This window comes from Mobilicoccus pelagius NBRC 104925, assembly GCF_000247995.1.
GTDB lineage: Bacteria > Actinomycetota > Actinomycetes > Actinomycetales > Dermatophilaceae > Mobilicoccus > Mobilicoccus pelagius.
Genome location: NZ_BAFE01000076.1, coordinates 74,750 through 95,451 on the forward strand (window position 1 = coordinate 74,750; position 20,702 = coordinate 95,451).

Consider the following 20,702-nt stretch of genomic DNA (forward strand, 5'->3'; position numbering starts at 1 on the left):
CGAGATCTTCCCGTCCCCGCCCCCGTCTGCGTCCACAGCGTCGACCGCCCCGAGGCGTGCGTCTCCACCGGTCCGGGCCCTCGGCCGGGTGTCGGGGCCGAGGGATAGGCTGGGCACCCCGGACGAGGAGGACGTGCCGTGTCAGGAGAACGACCCACGGTGGCCGTCATCGGTGGTGGCGTGAGCGGTCTGCGGGCCGCGCGTCGACTCGCGGAGGCCGGGGCCGACGTCACGGTCCTCGAGGCCTCGCCGCGCATCGGCGGTCAGGTGCACACCGTCGAGGTCGCGGGCGTGCCCGTCGACACCGGCGCGGAGGCGATGCACCTCGGCGCGCCGGGCGTCACCGACCTCCTCGACTCCCTCGGCCTCACCGACGACATGGTCACCGCACGCCCCGGCGCGTCGTGGATCGTCACGCCGCGCGGCCTGCGCCGCCTGCCCGCGGGGGTCGGCCCCGCCGGCCCGACCCGGTTGCGGCCCGTGCTCCGCAGCGGGGTGATGACCGTCCCCGGCCTCGTCCGCGCCGGTCTCGAACCGATCGTGGCGCAGCGCGTCGGCGGCATCGATCTCTCCCCCGGCGAGGACCGGTCCGTCGGTGACTTCGTCGGTTCCCGGTTCGGCGGCCAGGTCGTCGACCGGTTCGTCGACCCGCTCCTCGGCAGCCTCCACGCCGGTGATGTCCGCACGCTCAGCCTGCGCGCGACGACGCCCTCCCTCGTCCCGGCTGCGACCGCGGGCCGCTCCCTCGTCCGCAAGCGTCGCCCGGCCCGCACCGGCGCCGCGCCGACGATGTCGTTCGTCTCCTGGCGCGAGGGCCTCGACCGGGTCGTCACCGCCCTCGCGAGCGGCCTCGACGTCCACACGGACACCCCCGTCGAGGTCGTCGAACGCCTCACCCCCGGCGAGGGCCGCGAGCGCGGCGGGTACCGCGTCGTCGTCGGCGGCTCCGACCCACGCACGCTCGACGTCGACGGTCTCGTCCTTGCGACGCCCGGCGACGTCACCGCCCGCCTCCTCGCCGAGGTCTCCCCCGAGGCGTCCGCGCCGCTCACGCTCACCGACAGGGCGTCCGTCGCGACGATCGTCCTCGCCTACCCGCGGCACGTCGTCGAGGCCCTCCCCGCGTTCCGCGGCACCGGCGTCCTCGTGCCCTCGCGGGTCGGGTCGCTGCTCAAGGCGGCGACGTTCCTCTCGACGAAGTGGCCGCAACTCGACCACCCCGAGTGGTACTTCTGCCGCCTCTCCGCGGGCCGCGCGGGCGACGACCGTCTCGCCTCCTTCGACGACGACGAACTCCTCGCACGCGTCCGCGGCGACCTCCGCACGATCATCGGCCTCGACGTCGCCCCCCGCCACGCCCTCGTGCAGCGGTGGCCGCACGCGATGCCGCAGCTCACCGTCGGCCACCCCGACCGGGTCGCGACCGCCCGTGCCGCCCTGCCCGCGGGCGTCACGATCGCCGGGTCGTCCTACGACGGTGTCGGTATCGCCTCGTGCCTCACCTCGGCGACCCGCGCCGCCGACACGCTCCTCGACCACCTCGGCCTCACCGCCACGCAAGGAGATCGCCCCGTATGACCGCCACGCCGCAGAGGGCCGTCCGCCGCCTCAAGCACGACATGGACGACCGCCCGATGATCGTCATCTGGGAGGTCACCCGCGCCTGCCAGCTCGTGTGCAAGCACTGCCGTGCCGACTCCCAACCCGTCGCGCACCCCGAGCAGCTCACGACGGAGCAGGGCAAGGCACTGCTGGAGGACATCGCCTCGTTCGGCAAGCCGCTGCCCATCGTCATCCTCACCGGCGGCGACGCGTTCGAACGACCCGACCTGCACGAGATCATCTCGTACGGTGCCTCCCTCGGCCTCCACATGGCGTTGTCACCGTCGGTCACGCCCAAGCTCACCCGCGCGGCCGTGCGGGAGATGCACACCGCCGGTGCGAACTCGATGTCCCTCTCCCTCGACGCGGCGAAGGCCGAGACGCACGACGCGTTCCGCGGCATCTCCGGCGTGTTCGACGCGACGATCGAGGCGGCCCACTGGATGCGCGAGGACAAGGTGCGCCTCCAGGTCAACACCACCGTCACCCGCGACACGGTGACCCAGCTGCCCGACGTGCTCCGCATCATGCTCGACGTCGACGCCTCGTTGTGGAGCCTGTTCTTCCTCGTCCCCACCGGCCGCGGCCAGCGCCTCCAGACGCTCGACCCGCCGGAGATCGAGGACGTCCTCCACTGGATGGCCGACGTCTCCGATATGATCGCCATCAAGACGACAGAGGCCCCGCAGTACCGCCGCGTCCTCACCCAGCGCGCACGGTGGCGCGAGGAGGGACGCGACGCCCGCGACCTGCCGAACCGCGGCGACACGTACGCGATGCTCACCCGCGAGACCGAACGCATGCTGGCCGAACGGGCGGAGGAGGGCCACGCCCGCCCCCAGCGGCCGCCGCGCCCGCCGATCGACATCAACTCCGGCCGCGGGTTCGCGTTCGTCGACCACCGCGGCAACGTCTACCCGAGCGGGTTCTTCCCGCAGGACTGCGGCAACGTCAAGGACGTCGGCTTCACCCGCATCTACCGCGAGTCCGACCTCCTGCGGGCCCTGCGTCGCCCCGACGAGTACCACGGCAAGTGCGGCGTCTGCGAGTTCAACCAGATCTGCGGCGGATCGCGTTCCCACGCCTACGCGGTCACCGGCGACATCCTCGGCTCCGACCCCACGTGCGGGTACATCCCCGACGCGATGCGCGGACCGCACGAGCGCCCCGGCCACGCGGTCGTCACCCCCGCCTGACGCCATCCCCCACCGCCCCTACGCCCCGTCGGTCGTGGGGAACGACGTCGATTCCGCCGGTCACCACGTCGTCGTGGTGGCCGACGGGGTCGACTCGTCTCGGTGCGTGTCCGACCGCGGCCCGCGTCGGGCCCCGCGGTTCAGACGGCGGGGGTGAAGAAGTACGTCGTGTGCTCGACGATGCGGCCGTGGGCGTTGTCGAACCGGAAGAACGCCGCGAACCCCGTCGTCGTCCGCCCGCCGTCCTTGAGCTCGCCCTCGAACGTGCCGTGCGCGGCGACGGAGGACCCCTCGACGATCATCTCGCGGATGACGTGGCGCCCACCGGCGAGCTTGCGGTCGCGCGTGTAGTACGTGCGGATCCCCTCCAGCCCGGTGATCGGCGGGTAACCGGGGCGCCGGTAGAGGATCTCCCCGCCGAAGTAGTCGAGGGCCGCCTCGACGTCGTCCCGGTCGAGGGCGTCGTAGTAGCCCTGCACCGCCGCCCGCACGAAGGACTGCTCCGCCATCATCCGCTCCTCACGTCGATCGAACCCGTCCGGCCCAGACTAGGCCGCGCCACCACCCGCACGGCGCCCAGGCACGCGACGACCCGCGACGACCTACCCGGTCGCTCTCCCCGCCCGGCAGCACCCTCGGACCCGTGCGAGAAGACGGCGACGGCCCGGCACGCAGGTCGGACACGGGGCCGGGCCGTCGACGGACGAGCGTCAGGCGATGACACGCACCGCCCCGGCGTACTCGCCCTTCGTGTCGTACTCGGTGAGCGACATGACCTCGACGCTGCGGGCCGAGTTCGGCGACTGGAGGATCATGTCGTCACCGAGGTACATCGCGACGTGCCGGATGCGGGTGCCGCCGGGCTTGTTCGCGAAGAAGACGAGGTCGCCGCGGCGCAGGTCGGCACGGTCGACCTTCGGGAACCCCGACGCGTTGAGCTGCGGCCCGGAGTCCCGCGGCAGCGTGATGCCGTGGTGGTGGAAGATCGTCGAGGTGAACCCCGAGCAGTCGAAGCCCCAGGCGCTCACCCCGGCCCACAGGTAGCGCAATCCGACGAACCGCATCCCCGTCGCGACGACGTCCTCGACGGTCGGCGTCGGCGGCTGCTCCCCCGGGGCGCGGAGGACGACGTCGCGGCGACGGACGTACGCCGCTCCCCCACCCGGCACGGCGACCCGCACGAGGTGCCGCCCTGCGCCGAGCACGGGGAGGATCGTGTCGAACGAGACCGGCAGGCCCCGGTGACCGCCGAGCGGGGTGCCGTGGAGCCGGGTGCGGCGGGCGGTGACCGTCGCCGTCGACATCGTCGACGTGAGCGCGGCGAACCGTGGGTCGGCGACGAGCTGCCGCACGGGGATCCAGCCCGGGTAGCCGCGCGGGTCGCGGGGCGTGGGTTGGTCGACGACGACGACCTCGGCCCACTCGCCGTCGATCTCGTCGACGAGAACGCGACGGCCGAACATCGCCTGCGTCTCGAGCTTGCCCTCGCTGAGCCAGCTGCGGTCGGTGGTCTCGGGCATCGCCGCGTTCCACGCGTCGAGGTCGACGGGGTTCGTCGACGACGGACGGTCGAGCGGACGCGTGAGGCGGGGCGCACTCCAGGCGGTCGCGACGGACACCTGGACGAACGCCGTGGCGCCCGGCACGACACCGGCGCCGCCACGGGCGGGGCGACGACCGGGGTGATGCCCGGCATGCCGCCCGGTGGGTGCGGCGGCGGCCGTGCCACCGTCGAGGCCGACCGCGAGGGCGGCCCCGCCGGCGGCAGTGAGGAGGGTGCGACGGGAGAGGTCACGGGTGGTCATGAAGGGTCCTTCCGGCGAGCGCCCACCTGTGAGTGGGCGCGGGTGGTGGGAGTGAGCACGGATGAGCAGGGGGTCAGGCAGGATCCTGCGTGGCGAGGAGTCGGTCGAGCCCGAGACCGGGCCCGCCGAGGAGGGTGAGCCGGCCGTCGTCCTCGCGGTAGCCACCCGCAGGGACGTCGGAGGCGAACCAGGCGGGAGAGTCGAGGTCGATGGCCGTCACGGCGGGGTGGGCGAGCGCGAGGTGCGCGGCGGCGGTGACGGAGATCCGGGGCTCCATCATCGCGCCGACCATGCACGTGAGCCCGGCGGCGGCCGCGACGTCGGCGACGGCGAGCGCCTCACGGAGGCCGCCCGTCTTCGCGAGCTTGATGTTGAGCATGTCGGCGGCGCCCGCCTCGACGATGCGGGTCGCGTCGGCGGCGGTCCACACCGACTCGTCGGCCATGATCGGCGTCGACACGGCGGACCGCACCCGGGCGAGACCGTCGAGGTCGTCCGCGGGGACGGGCTGTTCGACGAGGTCGACGGGCCAGCCGGCGTCCTCGAAACCCGTGACGATCCGAACGGCCTGCTCGGCATCCCAGCCCTGGTTCGCGTCGAGTCGCAGCCGCACGTCGGGCACCGCCGAGAGCACCTCGGCGAGACGCTCCCGGTCGGCGTCGACGTCACGACCGAGCTTGACCTTGAGAATCCGCACCCCACCCGCCACCGCCTCGCGGGCGTGCCCGGCCATGACCTCGGGATCCTCGAGCGACACCGTCATGTCGTTCTCGAGGTCGCCCCCGAGGCGCCCGCCGAGCATCTCGACGAGCGGGACGCCGGCCTGCCGCGCGCACGCGTCGTGAAGGGCGACGTCGACGGCGGCCTTCGCACTCGTCGCGCCGTCGAGGGCCCCGGCGATGCGGGCCGCGAGCTCTCCGCGGGTGCCGCTCGCGCCCGTGAGCGCAGCGGCGAGGGGCCCGGTGATCGCGGCGAGGATCGTCGCCGCCGACTCCCCGGTGACGGCGACCGTCTCCGCCGCCGACCCCTGCCCGACGACCCCGTCGTCGAACTCGACGTCGGCGACGACGTACTCGACGGCCTCCGTGCGTCGCCGCGACGTGACGAACGGACGCAGCAGCGGTGCCCGGTGGACATGCGCCCGCACCGAGGCGACGGTGGTGACGACCTCCTCCGGGTGGGCGGTGCTCACATCGCCCCCATGACCGCCGCACCGGTGAGGCCGATCCACGTCCCCATGAACGACCCGATGAGCGCGAAGAGCACACCGACCGGCACGAGCTGCCGGTCGAAGGCGCCCGCGACGACCGGGGCCGACGCGATACCGCCGACGTTCGCCACCGACGCGACCGCGAGCGAGAACAGCTCGGTGTGCGTGAGCTTGGCGTAGATCACCATGAGGACCGCGTGGACGAGCAGCACGAGGAACCCGACGAGCAGGTACAACGGTGCCTTCGTGATCGCCGAGAAGTCCGACCCCGACGCGATCTGCCCGATGACGACGAACAGCATGAGCGAGGCGACGTCGCTCGACCCCGCCACCCGCCCGAGCGGCGTGTGCGCCGCGAGCAGGCCGAGGAGCGACACGATGAGGATCGTCCACGCCGTCGCGTTGACGACGTCACCGAGCTTCGGCAGCATCCCGCCGATCGCGATCGACACCGTCGACACGAAGATCGACCCGAACACGGCGACCGCGAGGGACTGCCGCGTGATCGGCCCCTCCTCCACCGCCTCCGCATCGCCGCCGTGCACCGCGAGGTAGCTCGTGTCCGCCCCCGTGAACCGGTTGAACCGGTCGGAGAACGCCACCGACGAGAACATCACCATGAGCCAGAACGAGTAGACGATCGTGTCGGTGATGAGGGCGTACCCGAAGATCGCCTTCGGCGCCTGGAGGATGTCCTGCACCGCGACCATGTTCGCGCTACCCCCCGTCCACGACGCGAGCAGCGCACCGAGCACCTTCCACGCCTCCGGGTCGAGCAGCCCTCGGAACACCGCGAACACGGCGATCATCGCGACGAACAACGACACCGACGTGACGAACATCGTGAGCAGCAGCTTCGGCCCGAGCCGCACGATCCTGCGCAGGTCACAGCCGAGGAGGAACAGGAAGATCATCGCCGGCAGCACCACGTTCTTCACCGACGCGACGACGTCACGCGTCTCGTCGGCATGCCCGAACAGGCCCATCGAGTTGAGCGCCGCACACAGCAGATACATGAGCACCATGCCGGGCACGTAACGGAAGAACCACCACCCGGTCGTGCGCTCCAGGACGACGATGACGCCGGCGAGTCCGAGCAGGACGCCGAGCATGAGCACTCCGTCGGTGATCACGGAATCTCCTCGAGGGGTCGGGACCGGCCACCGGGCCCCGAGACGAGAACAGCCGGAAACACGACCGACGTCTCCCACCCCTCACGGGCGGGTGTCGGCGATGCTTCCGGCTGGATCCGGTTCGGTGAAGTCCCGGGCGGCTGGTCGAGATGCGATTGTCAGGCGGTGGAGCCCGACCGGATCTCGCGATACCTGTGGGCGGCGTTACGCACTGCGGCGGCCAACGCACGCTGAGAGGACCCGTGATACCGAGCGGTGATCACCTCCACCAACGCGTCCTCGTCGAGGAGCGACCTCCCACGCAGCAACTCCGCCACGAACTCCCGAGTGAGGGAAAGTGTTGCGGTGCAGTCGGCCTCGACGACGACGTGGGTCTCAGTATCGACCACGAGACCCACGAAGAACAGCCCCCAACGCGCCGTGATCGGATTGTTCGTCGGCGACTTCGCCTCACCCGTGAGATAGATCCTCGCCCCACACCCGCCCGACCCCGGTGACGACTCCACTCCCACCATCGCGCCACTCCCGTCCGACCCGCGCCCGACACGGCCCACGCCCCGACACACCCGCAGGCCCTCCGTGCCAGCAGTGTTCCACGACGACACCTCCCCCAGGCCGTCCCGACACGACGAAGGGGCGGCCCCAAGACCGCCCCCCTCACCCGTGCGTCACTCCCACTCGAACTCCACGGTCGCAGGAGCGACGCGCTCACAGGTGCGGGCGGCGGCCGACGGTCACCGCCCACACCCGTGCGTCACTCCCACTCGAACTCCACGGTCGCAGGAGCGACGCGCTCACAGGTGCGGGCGGCGGCCGACGGCCACCGCCCACACCCGTGCGTCACTCCCACTCGAACTCCACGGTCGCAGGAGCGACGCACTCACAGGTGCGGGCGGCGGCCGACGGTCACCGCCCACACCCGTGCGTCACTCCCACTCGATGGTGCCCGGCGGCTTGGACGTCACGTCCAACACCACCCGGTTCACCTCACGCACCTCGTTCGTGATGCGCGTACTGATCTTCGACAGCACGTCGTACGGCACCCGCGACCAGTCCGCCGTCATCGCGTCCTCGCTCGTCACCGGCCGCAACACGATCGGGTGCCCGTACGTCCGGCCGTCACCCTGCACGCCCACCGACCGCACGTCCGCGAGCAACACCACCGGGCACTGCCAGATGTCACGGTCCAGACCGGCCGCCGTGAGCTCCTCACGTGCGATCGCATCCGCCACGCGCAGCGTCTCCAACCGTTCCTTCGTCACCTCACCGATGATGCGGATGCCGAGACCCGGACCCGGGAACGGCTGCCGCCACACGATCGACTCCGGCACACCGAGCTCGAGACCGACCTGACGCACCTCGTCCTTGAACAGGTCACGCAGCGGCTCGACGAGCGTGAACTGCAGGTCGTCCGGCAGACCACCGACGTTGTGGTGACTCTTGATGTTCGCCGTGCCCGACCCGCCGCCGGACTCGACCACGTCGGGGTACAGCGTGCCCTGCACGAGGTGCTTCACCGGGTGCTGCTCCGCATCCGACGGGTCGTTCTTCGCGCCCGCCGTGCCCGCGACGATGTCGCGCGCCGCCTGCTCGAAACACCGGATGAACTCGCGGCCGATGATCTTGCGCTTCTGCTCCGGGTCGCTCACCCCGGCGAGCGCGTCGAGGAACTGCTTCTCGGCGTCGACGACGACGAGGTCCACCCCCGTCGCGTCGACGAAGTCCTTCTGCACCTGCTCGGCCTCGCCCGCACGCAGCAGGCCGTGGTCGACGAACACGCACGTGAGCTGGTCACCGACCGCACGCTGCACGAGCGCCGCCGCGACCGAGGAGTCGACACCACCGGACAGGCCGCAGATGACCCGCTCGTCGCCGACCTGCTCGCGGATCTTCGCGATCTGGTCGTCGACGATGCTCGCCGCCGTCCAGTCGCCCTTGAGCCCCGCACCCTGGGTGAGGAAGTTCGTGAGGACGCGCTGCCCGAACGTGCTGTGCATGACCTCCGGGTGCCACTGCACGCCGTAGAGACGACGCTCGTCGTCCTCGAACGCGGCCACCGCGGCACCGGAGGTGCGCGCCGTGACGCGCATGCCGGCGGGGGGATCGCTCACCGAGTCGCCGTGGCTCATCCACACCGACTGCGACGCGGGCTGCCCGTGGAAGAGCGTGGAGTCGACGTCGAGGATCTCCGCCTGCGTCGACCCGTACTCGCCGAGACCCGTGTGGGCGACGGTGCCGCCGAGGGCCTGGACCATCGCCTGGAACCCGTAGCACATGCCGAACACGGGGACGCCTGCGTCGAGGAGCGCCGAGTCGAGCCCGGGCGCGTCCTCGGCGTACACCGACGACGGGCCGCCGGAGAGGATGATCGCGCTGGGCTCGCGGGCGAGCATGTCGGCGGCGCTCGTCGTGTGCGGCACGACCTCGCTGTAGACGTTCGCCTCTCGGACCCGCCGCGCGATGAGCTGGGCGTACTGGGCGCCGTAGTCGACGACGAGGACGGGGTTGGTGTGCAGGCCCTCCGGCCGGGATGCGTTCACGGGGTCTCCTCGGATCGTCGCGGGTGGCGAGCGGGACGGCGGGGCCTCACTCTATCCGGGTGAGGCCCCGCCCCCTGCAGGGTGCCGCGTGGGTGCGGCACGCGTGGTGCGTGGGTGCCGCGTCGCTGCGACGTGGACGGGGCGTGAGCGGTCGGGCGACCGTCAGCCGATGTGGACGCGGGCGTTGCGGAACATCCGCAGCCATGGGCTCTCGACCTCGACCGGGCTGCTCGTCCACGACATCTGGACGTTGCGCTGCACCCGCTCGGGGTGCGGCATCATCGCGGTGAACCGGCCGTCGGGGGTCGTCACCGCCGTGAGGCCGCCGGGCGAACCGTTGGGGTTGGCGGGGTAGGTGACCGCCGGCGCGCCGTGCGCGTCGACGTACCGCAGCGCCCCGAGGACGGCCGACTCGTCGCCGCGGGCCGAGAAGTCGGCCCGGCCCTCGCCGTGCGCGACGGCGATCGGCATGCGCGACCCGGCCATGCCGGCGAAGAGGATCGACGGGGAGTCGAGGACCTCGACCTGGGAGAGGCGGGCCTCGTACTGCTCGCTGCGGTTGCGGGTGAACCGAGGCCACGCCTCGGCGCCCGGGATGAGATCGGCGAGCGCCGCGAACATCTGGCAGCCGTTGCAGATGCCGAGCCCGAACGTGTCGCCCCGATCGAAGAACGCCCGGAACGCGTCGGTGAGCCGCGGCTCGAAGAGGACCAAACGGGCCCAGCCCTCACCCGCGCCGAGCGTGTCGCCGTAGGAGAACCCGCCGCACGCGACGAGGCCGACGGCGTCGGCGAGGTCGAAACGGCCCGCCTGGAGGTCGGTCATGTGGACGTCGATCGCGTCGAACCCGGCGCGGTCGAACGCGAAGGCCGTCTCCACGTGGCTGTTGACGCCCTGCTCCCGCAGGACGGCGACCTTGGGCCGAGCACCGACGTTGAGGTACGGGGCCGCGATGTCGTCGGTGGGGTCGAAGGTCGGCACGACGACGAGACCGGGCACGTCGGCGCCGAACGCGGCGTGCTCCTCGTCGGCGCACTCGGGGTTGTCGCGGAGGGCGGAGATGCGCCACGACACCTCGTCCCACGCCTGCGCGAGCTCGGTGAGCGGCTCGTCGAGGAGGGACGTCTTCGCCGCGCTGCCGTCCTCGAGCAGCTCGACCCGCACACGGCGACCCTCGACGGTGCGCCCGACGGGGCGGCGCAGGCCGTCGAGGCCGTGCTCGTCGAGGACGGTGAGGACCCGGCCGACGTCGTCGGGGCGGCACGCGAGGACCGCGCCGAGCTCCTCGGTGAAGAGGGACGCCACCGACGGGACCTCGAGGAACAGCCCGGTGGCGCCCGCGAAGGCCATCTCGCACGCCGTCGCCCACAGGCCGCCGTCGGAGCGGTCGTGGTAGGCGGTGAGCAGGCCCTCCTCGCGGAGCTGCGTCATCGCCGCGGCGAACGACACGAGGCGCGAGGCGTCGTCGAGGTCGGGTGTCGTGCCGCCGAACTCGCCGCGCACCTGCGCGAGCATCGAGCCGCCGAGACGGTCGGCGCCGGCGCCGAGGTCGACGAGGACGAGCGCGTCACCCGCGCCGGGCACCGGTGTAAGGGTGCCGCGCACGTCGGGCAGCGACGCGAACGCGGAGACGACGAGCGACACCGGCGACGTGACCCGGTGGCTCTCTCCCTGGTCGTGGGCCCACTTCGTGCGCATCGAGAGCGAGTCCTTGCCGACGGGCACGGAGACGCCGAGGGCGGGGCACAGCTCCATCGCGACGGCCTCGACGGTGTCGTAGAGCGCGGCGTCCTCGCCGGGCTCGCCACACGCGGCCATCCAGTTGCACGAGAGCTTGACCCCGGAGAGCTCGACCGGAGCGGCGAGGAGGTTGGTGAGCGCCTCACCGACGGCCATGCGACCCGATGCGGGCGCGTCGACGGCCGCGAGCGGGGTGCGCTCGCCGCTGCTCATCGCCTGACCGGCGAAGCCCGTGTGGTCCGACAGCGTGACGGCCACGTCGGCGACGGGCACCTGATGCGGACCGACCATCTGGTCGCGGTGGGTGAGACCGCCGACCGTGCGGTCGCCGATCGTGACGAGGAACCGCTTGCTCGCGACGCTCGGGTGGCGGAGCACGGCGTACGCCGCGTCGCGGAGGGCATCACCCTGCAGACCCGTGAGGTCGAGCTCGGAGGTCGACCGCTCGACGCGGGTCACGTCGCGGGTCATGCGCGGGGGCTTGCCCAGCAGGACCTCCATCGGCATGTCGATGGGCAGGTCGGCGGCGGCGTCCTGCGTGTCGTCGTCGCCGGGGGCGAGGACGAGCTGCCCGTCGGCCCGGGCGACGCCGACGACGGCGTACGGGCACCGCTCACGACGCGCGAGGTCGGCGAAGACGGGCAGCGACTCCGGTGCGATCGCGAGGACGTACCGCTCCTGCGATTCGTTGCACCAGATCTCCTTGGGCGCGAGACCCGACTCCTCGAGCGGCACCGCGGTGAGGTCGAACCGGGCACCCATGCCCGCGTCGTCGACGAGCTCGGGGAACGCGTTGGAGAGGCCACCTGCGCCGACGTCGTGGATCGCGAGGATGGGGTTGTCCTCCCCCAGCCCCCGGCAGTGGTTGATGACCTCCTGCGCGCGCCGCTCGATCTCGGGGTTGCCGCGCTGCACGGAGTCGAAGTCGAGGTCGGCCGCGTTGACGCCCGCCGCCATCGAGGAGGCCGCGCCACCGCCCATGCCGATGCGCATGCCCGGGCCGCCGAGCTGGACGAGGAGCGTGCCCGCGCCGAACGCGATCTTCTCGGCGGCGTCGGCGGCGATGGAACCGAGGCCGCCGGCGCTCATGATCGGCTTGTGGTAGCCGCGGTGGACGCCGTCGACGACCTGCTCGTAGACGCGGAAGAACCCGCCGAGGCCGGGGCGGCCGAACTCGTTGTTGAACGCCGCGGCACCGATCGGGCCCTCGATCATGATGTCGAGGGGGCTCGCGAGGTGGCCGGGGAAGCTCGCGCGCGACTCCGGCGACTCCCACGGCTCGTTCGTGCCGGGCAGGTGGAGGTCGGAGACGACGAAGCCCGTGAGTCCCGCCTTGGGGGCGGAGCCGCGGCCGGTGGCACCCTCGTCGCGGATCTCGCCGCCCGCGCCGGTCGCGGCGCCCGGGAACGGGGAGATGGCCGTGGGGTGGTTGTGCGTCTCGACCTTCATGAGGACGTGGACGTCCTGCTCGCGGCCGACGTACCGGCCCGGGCCGTCACCGACGCCCTCGGGCGCGAAGGAGGTGATGCGGCCGCCCGCCATGATCGAGGCGTTGTCCTTGTACGCGACGACCGTGCCGTTCTCGGGCCCGCCCGCGACGGCCTCGGTGTGGCGGATCATGCCGAAGAGGGAACGCGTCTGCGGCTCACCGTCGACGACGAAGTCGGCGTTGAAGATCTTGTGTCGGCAGTGCTCGGAGTTGGCCTGCGCGAACATCATGAGCTCGACGTCGGTGGGGTTGCGGCGCAGCCCGGTGAACGCGTCGACGAGATAGGCGATCTCGTCGTCGCTGAGCGCGAGACCGAGCTCGCGGTTCGCCTCGACGAGCGCGTCCGCGCGGCGGCCGAGGACGTCGACGTGGGCCATGGGCTCGGGGTGCCGCTCGGCGAACAGCTGCGAGGCCGCCGCCCGCTCGCCGAGGACCGTCTCGGTCATGCGGTCGTGGAGGACGGCGGCGACGCCCTGCCACTCGTGTGCGTCCAGCCCGCCGCCGAACTCCTCGCTCAGCGTGAGCGCGTACTCCGTCACCCGCTCCACCCGGCGGATGTCGATGCCGCAGTTGTGGACGATGTCGGTGGCCTTGGACGCCCACGGGGAGATCGTGCCGAGCCGCGGCGCGACGACGACGAGCTCGACGTCCGGCCCGACCGAGCCGTCCTCACGAATGGCACCCTCGCCCGGCCGCGGGCCCTCGTACGGGTCCCCGTACGTGAGGATCGCCTCGACGACCTGCGAGGTCGCCTGGTCGAGCGGCCGCTCCGAGGCCACCCAGTGCACGTACCGTGCGTCGACGCCCGTGATGCGCGGGTTCACCGCCTGCAGGCGCATGAGCAGGGCGCGGGCGCGGAACGGCGAGAGGGCGGATCCGCCCTCGAACGTCGTGAGGGCGAACTCGGGCGTGGCAGCCATGTGGGGCCTTTCGGGCGTTCGTGGTGGAACGTGGGACAGGCTACCGGCGTCCTCCGACGACCGTTCGCCCCTCGACGGCCTCCCGGGGCGGGGACGTGGAACCGGTTGCGGCCCATCACGACCCGCCCCGCCCGGGAGGGGGTCAGTGCGCGCCTGCCGCGGCGAGGTCGGCCTCGACCCCGCGGGCGACCTTGTGCTCGACGTAGAAGGAGAGGAAGGGCACGACACCGGCGAGCATGACGCCGACCATCTTGGGCAGGCTCCACCGCGCCGCGAACCCGAGGTTGGCGACGGCGGCGAGGTAGACCATGTAGATGAAGCCGTGCGGGCCGGGCCACCACGACAGCGGGTTGTCCTTGCCCATCCCCATGCCGTAGGCCATCCACATCTCGACGACGAGCACGAGGAGCCCGACGCCGACGACGAACGCCATGATCTTGAACGGCGGGAGCGCCTTCGCGGTCTTGGCGGCGTCGAAGCCCCGGGGCGGGACACGGGTGGGGGCGGTCATCGGGACGATCCTCCTGCGGGGGTCGAGGGTGTGGTGTCGGACGAGTTCGCGGGGTGGTCGACGCCGGTCGCGCCGGCGACGGTCGACCCGACGTGGCCGCCTGCGCCGTCCGTCGAGGCGGAGGAGTCGGCGGCGCTCGGGCCGGGCGTCCCCCCACCGGCGGCGAGGCGGATTTCGTGTTCGTCGCGGACGGCCCGCCACCAGATGTAGACGACGAACCCGGCGAAGATCCACCACTGGACGGCGTAGGCGGCGTTGCGCCAGTTGACGCCCTCGGAGCGCACCGCGGGCGGCGGGACGGGGGCGACCTTCGCGGACGCACCCGTGGCGGGCGGCTCCTCGCTGCTCGCGAAGACGAAGGCGTTGTAGATGTCACCGCCCCACCGGTTGACGCCGCTCGCGAGGTCGACGGTCTGCACGCGTCCGGGCTCCTGGGGGACGAACTTCTCGGGCGGCCCCTCCTGGGGCTGCAGCGAGCCGTGCACGGTGACGGTGCCCGACGGGGCGGGCGGGGCCGGAACCCCGGCGTCGACGAAGCCCCGCACGACGGCGAGGCGGGCACCGGTGGAGTCCACGACGAGCGGGGTGAGCACCCACGCACCGAGCCGATCGCCCAGACGGCGGTCGACGACGAGCACCTGGTGCGCAGCGTCGTAGCGCCCCGTCGCCCGCACGGAGCGACCGACGTGATGCCCCGTGATGGACGTCTGCGGCGGCAGCACCTCGTCGACGGGCGCCTCGGGGGTCCGTTCGATCTGATCGAGGACCTCCTGCTGCTTGGCGTGCTGTGCGACGTCGAGCTGCCACAGACCGAGCCAGCCGAACCCGACGACCACGACGAGCACGAGGCCCAACAGGGCCAGCCACTTGGGTCGCAACGCCGTCCGGATCACCCGTCCAGGCTATGCCACCGCCCTGGACGCCCGCCGGGTGTCCCGCCCCTCACACGCGCCTCCCCCCATCCCACCTGCGTCCCGGCCCCGTACGCACGAGACCGCCGCACCCGGCAGGGGTGCGGCGGTCGTCGGACCAGGCGGTGGATCAGGCCGGGGAGTAGGGGCAGACGACGACCTCGACCCGCTGGAACTCCTTGAGCTCGGAGTACCCCGTCGTCGCCATCGCGCGGCGCAGGGCGCCGACGAAGTTCGTCATGCCGTCGGCGGAACGGCCGGGGCCGTGGAGGATCTCCTCGAGCGGTGCGAGCGCACCGACCTGCACGCGCTCGCCACGCGGGAGCTGGAGGTGATGGGCCTCCGAGCCCCAGTGGTAGCCGCGCCCGGGCGCCTCGACGGCGCGGGCGAGGGCGGCGCCGATCATCACGGCGTCGGAACCACAGGCGATCGCCTTGACGACGTCGCCGGAGCGGCCCATGCCGCCGTCGGCGATGACGTGGACGTAGCGGCCACCGGACTCGTCGAGGTAGTCGCGGCGGGCCGCGGCGACGTCGGCGATGGCCGTCGCCATCGGGGTCTGGATGCCGAGGGTCTGGCGGGTCGTGTGCGCCGCGCCGCCACCGAAGCCGACGAGGACACCCGCGGCGCCGGTACGCATGAGGTGGAGGGCCGCGGTGTACGTGCCCGCGCCGCCGACGATGACGGGGACGTCGAGCTCGTAGATGAACCGCTTGAGGTTGAGGGGCTCGGCGTGGCTGCTCACGTGCTCCGCCGAGACGGTCGTGCCACGGATGACGAAGAGGTCGACACCGGCGTCGACGACCGTCTTCCAGTGCTCCTGGGTGCGCTGCGGGGAGAGCGCGCCGGCGACGGTGACGCCCGCCTCGCGCATCTGGGTGAGCCGCGCCGTGATGAGCTCGGGCTTGATGGGCTCGGCGTACAGCTCCTGCATGCGCGCCGTGACGGCCGCGCCGTCGAGGGACGCGATCTCCGCGAGCTGCGGGGTGGGGTCCTCGTACCGGGTCCACAGACCCTCGAGGTCGAGGACGCCGAGCCCGCCGAGGCGGCCGAACGCGATCGCCGTGTCGGGCGACATGACGGAGTCCATCGGCGCGGCGAGGAAGGGGAGGCCGAACTGGTAGGCGTCGATCTGCCAGCTGATCGAGACCTCCTCGGGGTCCCGCGTACGCCGGGACGGGACGATCGCGATGTCGTCGAAGGAGTACGCGCGGCGTCCGCGCTTGCCACGGCCGATCTCGATCTCAGTCACGGCGCCAGGCTACCCGGCCCGCCCACCGGCGTCCCGGATCGACCCCGTATCGAGCCCGTATCGAGCCCGGGTCGAGCCCGGACGTCCCGATCTCCCCGCACGACGCGGCACCACCACAGCCCGTAGGGAGGCGCCCTGACACGCCCTCGTCGCGTCGGCGGGCCCGTGCGCGCGAGGACGATCCGCCTCCCCGCCGGAAATACTGTCGTGCACGACATTGTTGTGAACGGACGAAAGCCGTCCTCCACCGCAGGAGCATCTCGTGCCCACCTTGTTCGACCCGATCCGCATCGGCCGGATGGATCTACCCAACCGGATCGTCATGGCCCCGCTCACCCGCAACCGCACCCCGGGCGACCACGCCCCCACCGAGCTCAACGCAACGTACTACGCGCAGCGCGCGAGCGCCGGGCTTGTCGTCAGCGAAGGCAGCCAGCCCAGCGCCGTCGGCCAGGGCTACCTCGACACCCCCGGCGTCCACTCTCCCGCGCAGGTCGAGGGCTGGCGTCGCGTCGCCGACGCCGTCCACGCCCGCGGCGGCCACATGTTCGTGCAGCTCATGCACGCCGGTCGCGTCGCGCACCCCGACAACAAGGACGGGCTCGAGAGCGTCGCCCCGTCGGCGGTCGCGCTCCAGGGCGAGGTCGTCACCGCGGAGGGACGCAAGCCGTACCCGACCCCGCGGGCCCTCGAGACCGACGAGGTCCCCGGCGTCGTCGCCGAGTTCGTCGAGGCGTCGCGGAACGTCGTCGAGGCCGGTCTCGACGGTGTCGAGATCCACTCGGCGAACGGCTACCTCCTCCACGAGTTCCTCGCGCCGTCGACGAACCACCGCACCGACGCCTACGGCGGGTCCGCGGCGGCCCGGGCGACGCTCACGATCGACGTCGTCACCGCCGTCGCCGAGGCGATCGGTGCCGACCGCGTCGGTGTGCGCATCTCCCCGGCGCACGACGTGCAGGACGTCATCGAGGACGACCCGCAGGCCACCCGCGAGACGTACGAGACCCTCGTCGACGCGATCGCGCCGCTCGGTCTCGCCTACCTCAGCATCCTCGCCGACCCCGCCGCCGACCTCACGCAGGACCTGCGGCGTCGCTTCGGCGGGCCGGTGATCCTCAACTCCGGCTTCCAGCAGGTCACGACGAAGGAGAACGCCGAGGCGATCCTCGAGAACGGCCTCGCCGACGCCGTCGCCGTGGGCCGCCCGCTGCTCGCCAACCCCGACCTCGTCGAGCGGTGGCGCACCGGCGCCCCGCTCAACGAGCCCGACCCCTCGACCTTCTACGGCGGCGGCGCGGAGGGCTACACCGACTACCCGACGCTCGACGAGGGCGACGCACCCGCCGACGCCTGACCGCCCGCACCGTGCCCTCCCGCGGCCACCTGTCGTCCCAGACGCCGCCCGAGCCACACACGCATCCCGCCAGATCCGTTCGACATCCGAAGGAGCACCCCCATGGCCGGTTACCGCATCGAGAACCCCACCACCGGTGAGGTCGAGAAGACCTACGAGCCCACGACCGACGCGCAGCTGCAGGACGCGATCGCCGGTGCGCACGAGGCGTACCTCAGCTGGCGGGAGGCGCCGCTCGCGAGCCGCGCGGCCGTCCTCACCCGCGCCGCCGACACGTTCGAGGAGCGCGCCGACGAGATGGCGCAGCTCATCGCCCGCGAGATGGGCAAGCCGCTCGCCCAGGGCGTCGCCGAGGTCAAGCTGTCCGCGTCGATCCTGCGCTGGTACGGCGAGCACGCCGCGGAGCTCATCGCCCCCGACCAGCTGCCCGCCCTCGGCGCGCAGCACAATTACGTCGAGATGGAGCCGGTCGGGGTGATCCTCGGCGTCATGCCGTGGAACTTCCCCTACTACCAGCTCGTCCGGCTCGCGGCGCCGAACCTGCTGCTCGGCAACACGATCCTCCTCAAGCCGGCGGGCATCTGCCCGGCGTCGGGGACGATCGTCGAGGAAATCCTCCTCGCCGCCGGTCTGCCCGAGGGCGCCTACCGCACCGTCCTCATCGACCGCGACCAGATCCAGGACGCCATCGCCGACGACCGCGTGCGGGGCGTCTCCCTCACCGGCAGCGAGGCCGCGGGTGCCGCGGTCGCCGAGGGCGCGGGCAGGCACCTCAAGAAGTCCGTCCTCGAACTCGGCGGCAGCGACGCGATGATCGTCCTCGGCGGCGACGTCCGCAACATCGCCCGGGTCGCCGCGAAGGCCCGACTCTCCAACGCGGGGCAGGCGTGCAACTCCCCCAAGCGGATGATCGTCCTCCAGGAGCACTACGACACGTTCCTCGAGGCCCTCGTCGAGGCCGTCGAGTCGACCAGGGTCGGCGATCCCACCGACGAGGACATGGAGATGGGCCCCCTCTCCTCGGCCGACGCCGTCGACACCCTCGCCGAGCTCGTCGACGACGCCCGCGAAAAGGGCGTCACCGTGCGTACCGGCGGCTCCCGCCTGGAGCGTGACGGCGCGTTCTTCGCCCCGACCGTCCTCACCGACGTCACCCCCGAGATGAGGGCGTACTCCGAGGAGCTCTTCGGCCCGGTCGCGGTCGTGTACCCCGTCGCGGACGTCGACGCGGCCGTCGAGCTCGCGAACTCGTCCTCGTTCGGCCTCTCCGGCTCGGTGTGGACCGACGACCTCGAGCTCGCCGAGTCCACCGCCCGTCGCCTCGAGGTCGGTATGGCCTACGTCAACGAGCACGGCACGACGATGGCCGGGCTGCCCTTCGGCGGCGTCAAGCGCTCCGGCTTCGGCCGCGAGCTCGGCGCCTACGGCATCGAGGAGTTCGCCAACCGGCGCCTCGTGCGCGTCGCCCCGGCCCGGAGCAGCAAGGCCTGATCCATGCCCACCCCGCCGGAGACCCCGCGTCTCGACGACCAGCTCTGCTTCGCGCTCTACGCCGCGAGCCGGGCCACGGTCAACGCCTACCGCGAGTGCCTCGGCCGGCTCGGCCTCACCTACCCCCAGTTCGTCACGCTCCTGGCGCTGTGGGAGCACGACGGGGTGGGGGTGGGTGAGCTGGGCGCCCGGCTCCGCCTCGACAACAGCACCCTCTCCCCGCTCCTCAAGCGGATGGAGGCGATGGGGCTGGTCGAGCGGCGCCGGTCCACCGCCGACGGACGTTGCGTCGAGGTGTTTCTCACCCCCGCGGGCGCCGCGATGGCCGAACCCGCCTCCGCGGCGCACCGCGAGGTCGCCGGGCGGCTCCGGCTCACCCCCGAGGAGGCGGAGACGCTCCGCACCCTCACCCACCGACTCACCACGACCCTCGAGGGGACCCCATGACGAACTCCGACCTGCCCACGAAGAATCGCGAGATCCACCTCGCCTCCCGCCCCGAGGGGTGGCCGACCCCGGAGAACTTCGACCTCGTCGAGGTCGACCTGCCCGAGCTCGGCGACGGCCAGGTGCTCGTGAAGAACCACTACATGTCGGTCGACCCCTACATGCGCGGCCGCATGAACGACGTCAAGTCCTACGTGCCACCGTTCCAGATCGGCGAGGCCCTCGACGGCGGCGCCATCGGCGAGGTCGTCGCCTCGACGTCGGCCGACGTGCCCGTCGGCGCGACCGTCCTCCACGGCCTCGGCTGGCGCGAGTACGCCGTCCTCGACGCGGCCGAGGCACGCGTCGTCGACGCCGGCGAGATCGGCGAGTCCACCTACCTCGGCGCGCTCGGCATGACAGGCCTCACCGCCTACGCGGGGCTCGTGTATGCCGGTGGGTTCGAGGAGGGCGACGTCGTGTTCGTCTCCGGCGCGGCCGGGGCCGTCGGCTCGATGGTCGGCCAGATCGCCAAGGCGATGGGCGCCTCCCGCGTCATCGGCAGCGCCGGCTCGGCCGAGAAGATCGCCCGGATCGAGGAGCTCGGCTTCGACGCCGGGTTCGACTACCACGACGGGCCCGTCGTCGACCGTCTCCGTGAGGCCGCCCCCGACGGCATCGACGTCTACTTCGACAACGTCGGCGGCGACCACCTCGAGGCCGCGATCGACGTGCTCAACCCCGAGGGTCGCGTCACGCTGTGCGGCGCCATCGCCCAGTACAACGAGACCGAGCCGCCCTGCGCGCCGCGCAACCTCGCGCTCGCCATCGGCAAGCGTCTGCGCCTCCAGGGCTTCCTCGTCGGCCCATACTTCGACAAGATGGGCGAGTACGCCGAGAAGATGAGCGCCTGGCTCGCCGACGGCTCCGTGCAGTTCGACGAGACCGTCCGCGAAGGCCTCGAGAACGCCCCGCAGGCGTTCATCGACCTCCTCCGCGGCGCCAACACCGGAAAGATGGTCGTCAAGCTCTGACGTGGACCTCGCCTCGGCCGCGGGCGGTTCCGCCTCCCGCCCGGCCGCACCCTCCCCGCGCCCGCGATGCCCACCCGGCACCGCG

At 72.3% G+C, this 20,702-nt stretch carries 16 protein-coding genes; 6 read left to right on the top strand and 10 right to left on the bottom strand.

The genetic code is table 11. From position 1 onward, the window contains the following. Nucleotides 1-138: 138 nt before the first annotated feature. Both hemG and MOPEL_RS11885 read left to right on the top strand, forming a co-directional pair. A complete protein-coding gene (gene hemG / locus MOPEL_RS11880; RefSeq protein ID WP_083841847.1) occupies nt 139-1,578 on the top strand; it encodes a protoporphyrinogen oxidase in 1,440 nt (479 codons plus the stop codon). After that, nucleotides 1,575-2,798 (top strand): TIGR04053 family radical SAM/SPASM domain-containing protein, encoded by a 1,224-nt coding sequence (locus MOPEL_RS11885; protein WP_009760534.1) that lies wholly within the window; start codon nt 1,575-1,577, stop codon nt 2,796-2,798. Before hemG ends, MOPEL_RS11885 begins: the two co-directional genes overlap by 4 nt. Nucleotides 2,799-2,938: 140 nt before the next feature. On the opposite strand, the gene MOPEL_RS11890 is transcribed toward MOPEL_RS11885, so the two are convergent. The 10 genes from MOPEL_RS11890 to MOPEL_RS11935 all read right to left on the bottom strand — a co-directional run bounded on the left by MOPEL_RS11890 (nt 2,939) and on the right by MOPEL_RS11935 (nt 16,309). Beyond that, on the bottom strand, nt 2,939-3,307 hold the full coding sequence (locus tag MOPEL_RS11890; protein WP_009760535.1) for a nuclear transport factor 2 family protein: 369 nt from the start codon (nt 3,305-3,307) through the stop codon (nt 2,939-2,941). A 201-nt stretch (nt 3,308-3,508) separates the two neighbouring features. Next, nucleotides 3,509-4,603 (bottom strand): C40 family peptidase, encoded by a 1,095-nt coding sequence (locus MOPEL_RS11895; protein ID WP_009760536.1) that lies wholly within the window; start codon nt 4,601-4,603, stop codon nt 3,509-3,511. Between the two features lie 73 nt (nt 4,604-4,676). Further along, the gene (locus MOPEL_RS11900) at nt 4,677-5,795 is read right to left on the bottom strand and encodes a dipeptide epimerase (protein WP_009760537.1); all 1,119 of its coding nucleotides are present in this window, start codon (nt 5,793-5,795) and stop codon (nt 4,677-4,679) included. Further along, nucleotides 5,792-6,946, bottom strand: a complete 1,155-nt coding sequence (locus MOPEL_RS11905) for a DUF819 family protein (RefSeq protein WP_009760538.1) — start codon at nt 6,944-6,946, stop codon at nt 5,792-5,794. Before MOPEL_RS11905 ends, MOPEL_RS11900 begins: the two co-directional genes overlap by 4 nt. Nucleotides 6,947-7,104: 158 nt before the next feature. Further along, nucleotides 7,105-7,461: a DUF3870 domain-containing protein gene (locus MOPEL_RS11910; protein WP_051992300.1), complete on the bottom strand. Its 357-nt coding sequence runs from the start codon at nt 7,459-7,461 to the stop codon at nt 7,105-7,107. Nucleotides 7,462-7,872: 411 nt separating this feature from the next. Beyond that, nucleotides 7,873-9,486, bottom strand: a complete 1,614-nt coding sequence (gene guaA / locus MOPEL_RS11915; protein ID WP_009760540.1) for a glutamine-hydrolyzing GMP synthase — start codon at nt 9,484-9,486, stop codon at nt 7,873-7,875. A 162-nt stretch (nt 9,487-9,648) separates the two neighbouring features. After that, a complete protein-coding gene (gene purL / locus MOPEL_RS11920; protein WP_009760541.1) occupies nt 9,649-13,635 on the bottom strand; it encodes a phosphoribosylformylglycinamidine synthase in 3,987 nt (1,328 codons plus the stop codon). 142 nt (nt 13,636-13,777) lie between these two features. After that, the gene (locus tag MOPEL_RS11925) at nt 13,778-14,146 is read right to left on the bottom strand and encodes a DUF3817 domain-containing protein (protein ID WP_009760542.1); all 369 of its coding nucleotides are present in this window, start codon (nt 14,144-14,146) and stop codon (nt 13,778-13,780) included. Continuing rightward, on the bottom strand, nt 14,143-15,039 hold the full coding sequence (locus tag MOPEL_RS11930) for an SURF1 family protein (RefSeq protein ID WP_009760543.1): 897 nt from the start codon (nt 15,037-15,039) through the stop codon (nt 14,143-14,145). Before MOPEL_RS11930 ends, MOPEL_RS11925 begins: the two co-directional genes overlap by 4 nt. 148 nt (nt 15,040-15,187) lie before the next feature. Then, nucleotides 15,188-16,309, bottom strand: a complete 1,122-nt coding sequence (locus MOPEL_RS11935; RefSeq protein WP_009760544.1) for a GuaB3 family IMP dehydrogenase-related protein — start codon at nt 16,307-16,309, stop codon at nt 15,188-15,190. 262 nt (nt 16,310-16,571) lie between these two features. On the opposite strand from MOPEL_RS11935, the gene MOPEL_RS11940 reads away from it, so the two are divergent. The 4 genes from MOPEL_RS11940 (at nt 16,572) to MOPEL_RS11955 (ending at nt 20,617) form a co-directional block, all read left to right on the top strand. Then, the gene (locus MOPEL_RS11940) at nt 16,572-17,666 is read left to right on the top strand and encodes an alkene reductase (RefSeq protein ID WP_009760545.1); all 1,095 of its coding nucleotides are present in this window, start codon (nt 16,572-16,574) and stop codon (nt 17,664-17,666) included. A gap of 102 nt (nt 17,667-17,768) precedes the next feature. Next, nucleotides 17,769-19,157, top strand: a complete 1,389-nt coding sequence (locus MOPEL_RS11945) for an NAD-dependent succinate-semialdehyde dehydrogenase (protein WP_009760546.1) — start codon at nt 17,769-17,771, stop codon at nt 19,155-19,157. A 3-nt stretch (nt 19,158-19,160) separates the two neighbouring features. Next, entirely contained in the window at nt 19,161-19,604 is a 444-nt protein-coding gene (locus MOPEL_RS11950; protein ID WP_009760547.1) for a MarR family winged helix-turn-helix transcriptional regulator, read from the top strand. Further along, nucleotides 19,601-20,617 (top strand): NADP-dependent oxidoreductase, encoded by a 1,017-nt coding sequence (locus MOPEL_RS11955; RefSeq protein ID WP_009760548.1) that lies wholly within the window; start codon nt 19,601-19,603, stop codon nt 20,615-20,617. The genes MOPEL_RS11950 and MOPEL_RS11955 overlap by 4 nt, the downstream gene beginning before the upstream one ends. Nucleotides 20,618-20,702: the final 85 nt, after the last annotated feature.

Excerpts from the sequence above, each read along its gene's own strand:
- MOPEL_RS11885 (WP_009760534.1), top strand. The coding sequence starts at position 1,575 with ATGACCGCCACGCCGCAGAGGGCCGTCCGCCGCCTCAAGCACGACATG.
- MOPEL_RS11890 (WP_009760535.1), bottom strand. The coding sequence starts at position 3,307 with ATGGCGGAGCAGTCCTTCGTGCGGGCGGCGGTGCAGGGCTACTACGAC.
- MOPEL_RS11895 (WP_009760536.1), bottom strand. The coding sequence starts at position 4,603 with ATGACCACCCGTGACCTCTCCCGTCGCACCCTCCTCACTGCCGCCGGC.
- MOPEL_RS11910 (WP_051992300.1), bottom strand. The coding sequence starts at position 7,461 with ATGGTGGGAGTGGAGTCGTCACCGGGGTCGGGCGGGTGTGGGGCGAGG.
- purL (WP_009760541.1), bottom strand. The coding sequence starts at position 13,635 with ATGGCTGCCACGCCCGAGTTCGCCCTCACGACGTTCGAGGGCGGATCC.
- MOPEL_RS11925 (WP_009760542.1), bottom strand. The coding sequence starts at position 14,146 with ATGACCGCCCCCACCCGTGTCCCGCCCCGGGGCTTCGACGCCGCCAAG.
- MOPEL_RS11945 (WP_009760546.1), top strand. The coding sequence starts at position 17,769 with ATGGCCGGTTACCGCATCGAGAACCCCACCACCGGTGAGGTCGAGAAG.
- MOPEL_RS11950 (WP_009760547.1), top strand. The coding sequence starts at position 19,161 with ATGCCCACCCCGCCGGAGACCCCGCGTCTCGACGACCAGCTCTGCTTC.
- MOPEL_RS11955 (WP_009760548.1), top strand. The coding sequence starts at position 19,601 with ATGACGAACTCCGACCTGCCCACGAAGAATCGCGAGATCCACCTCGCC.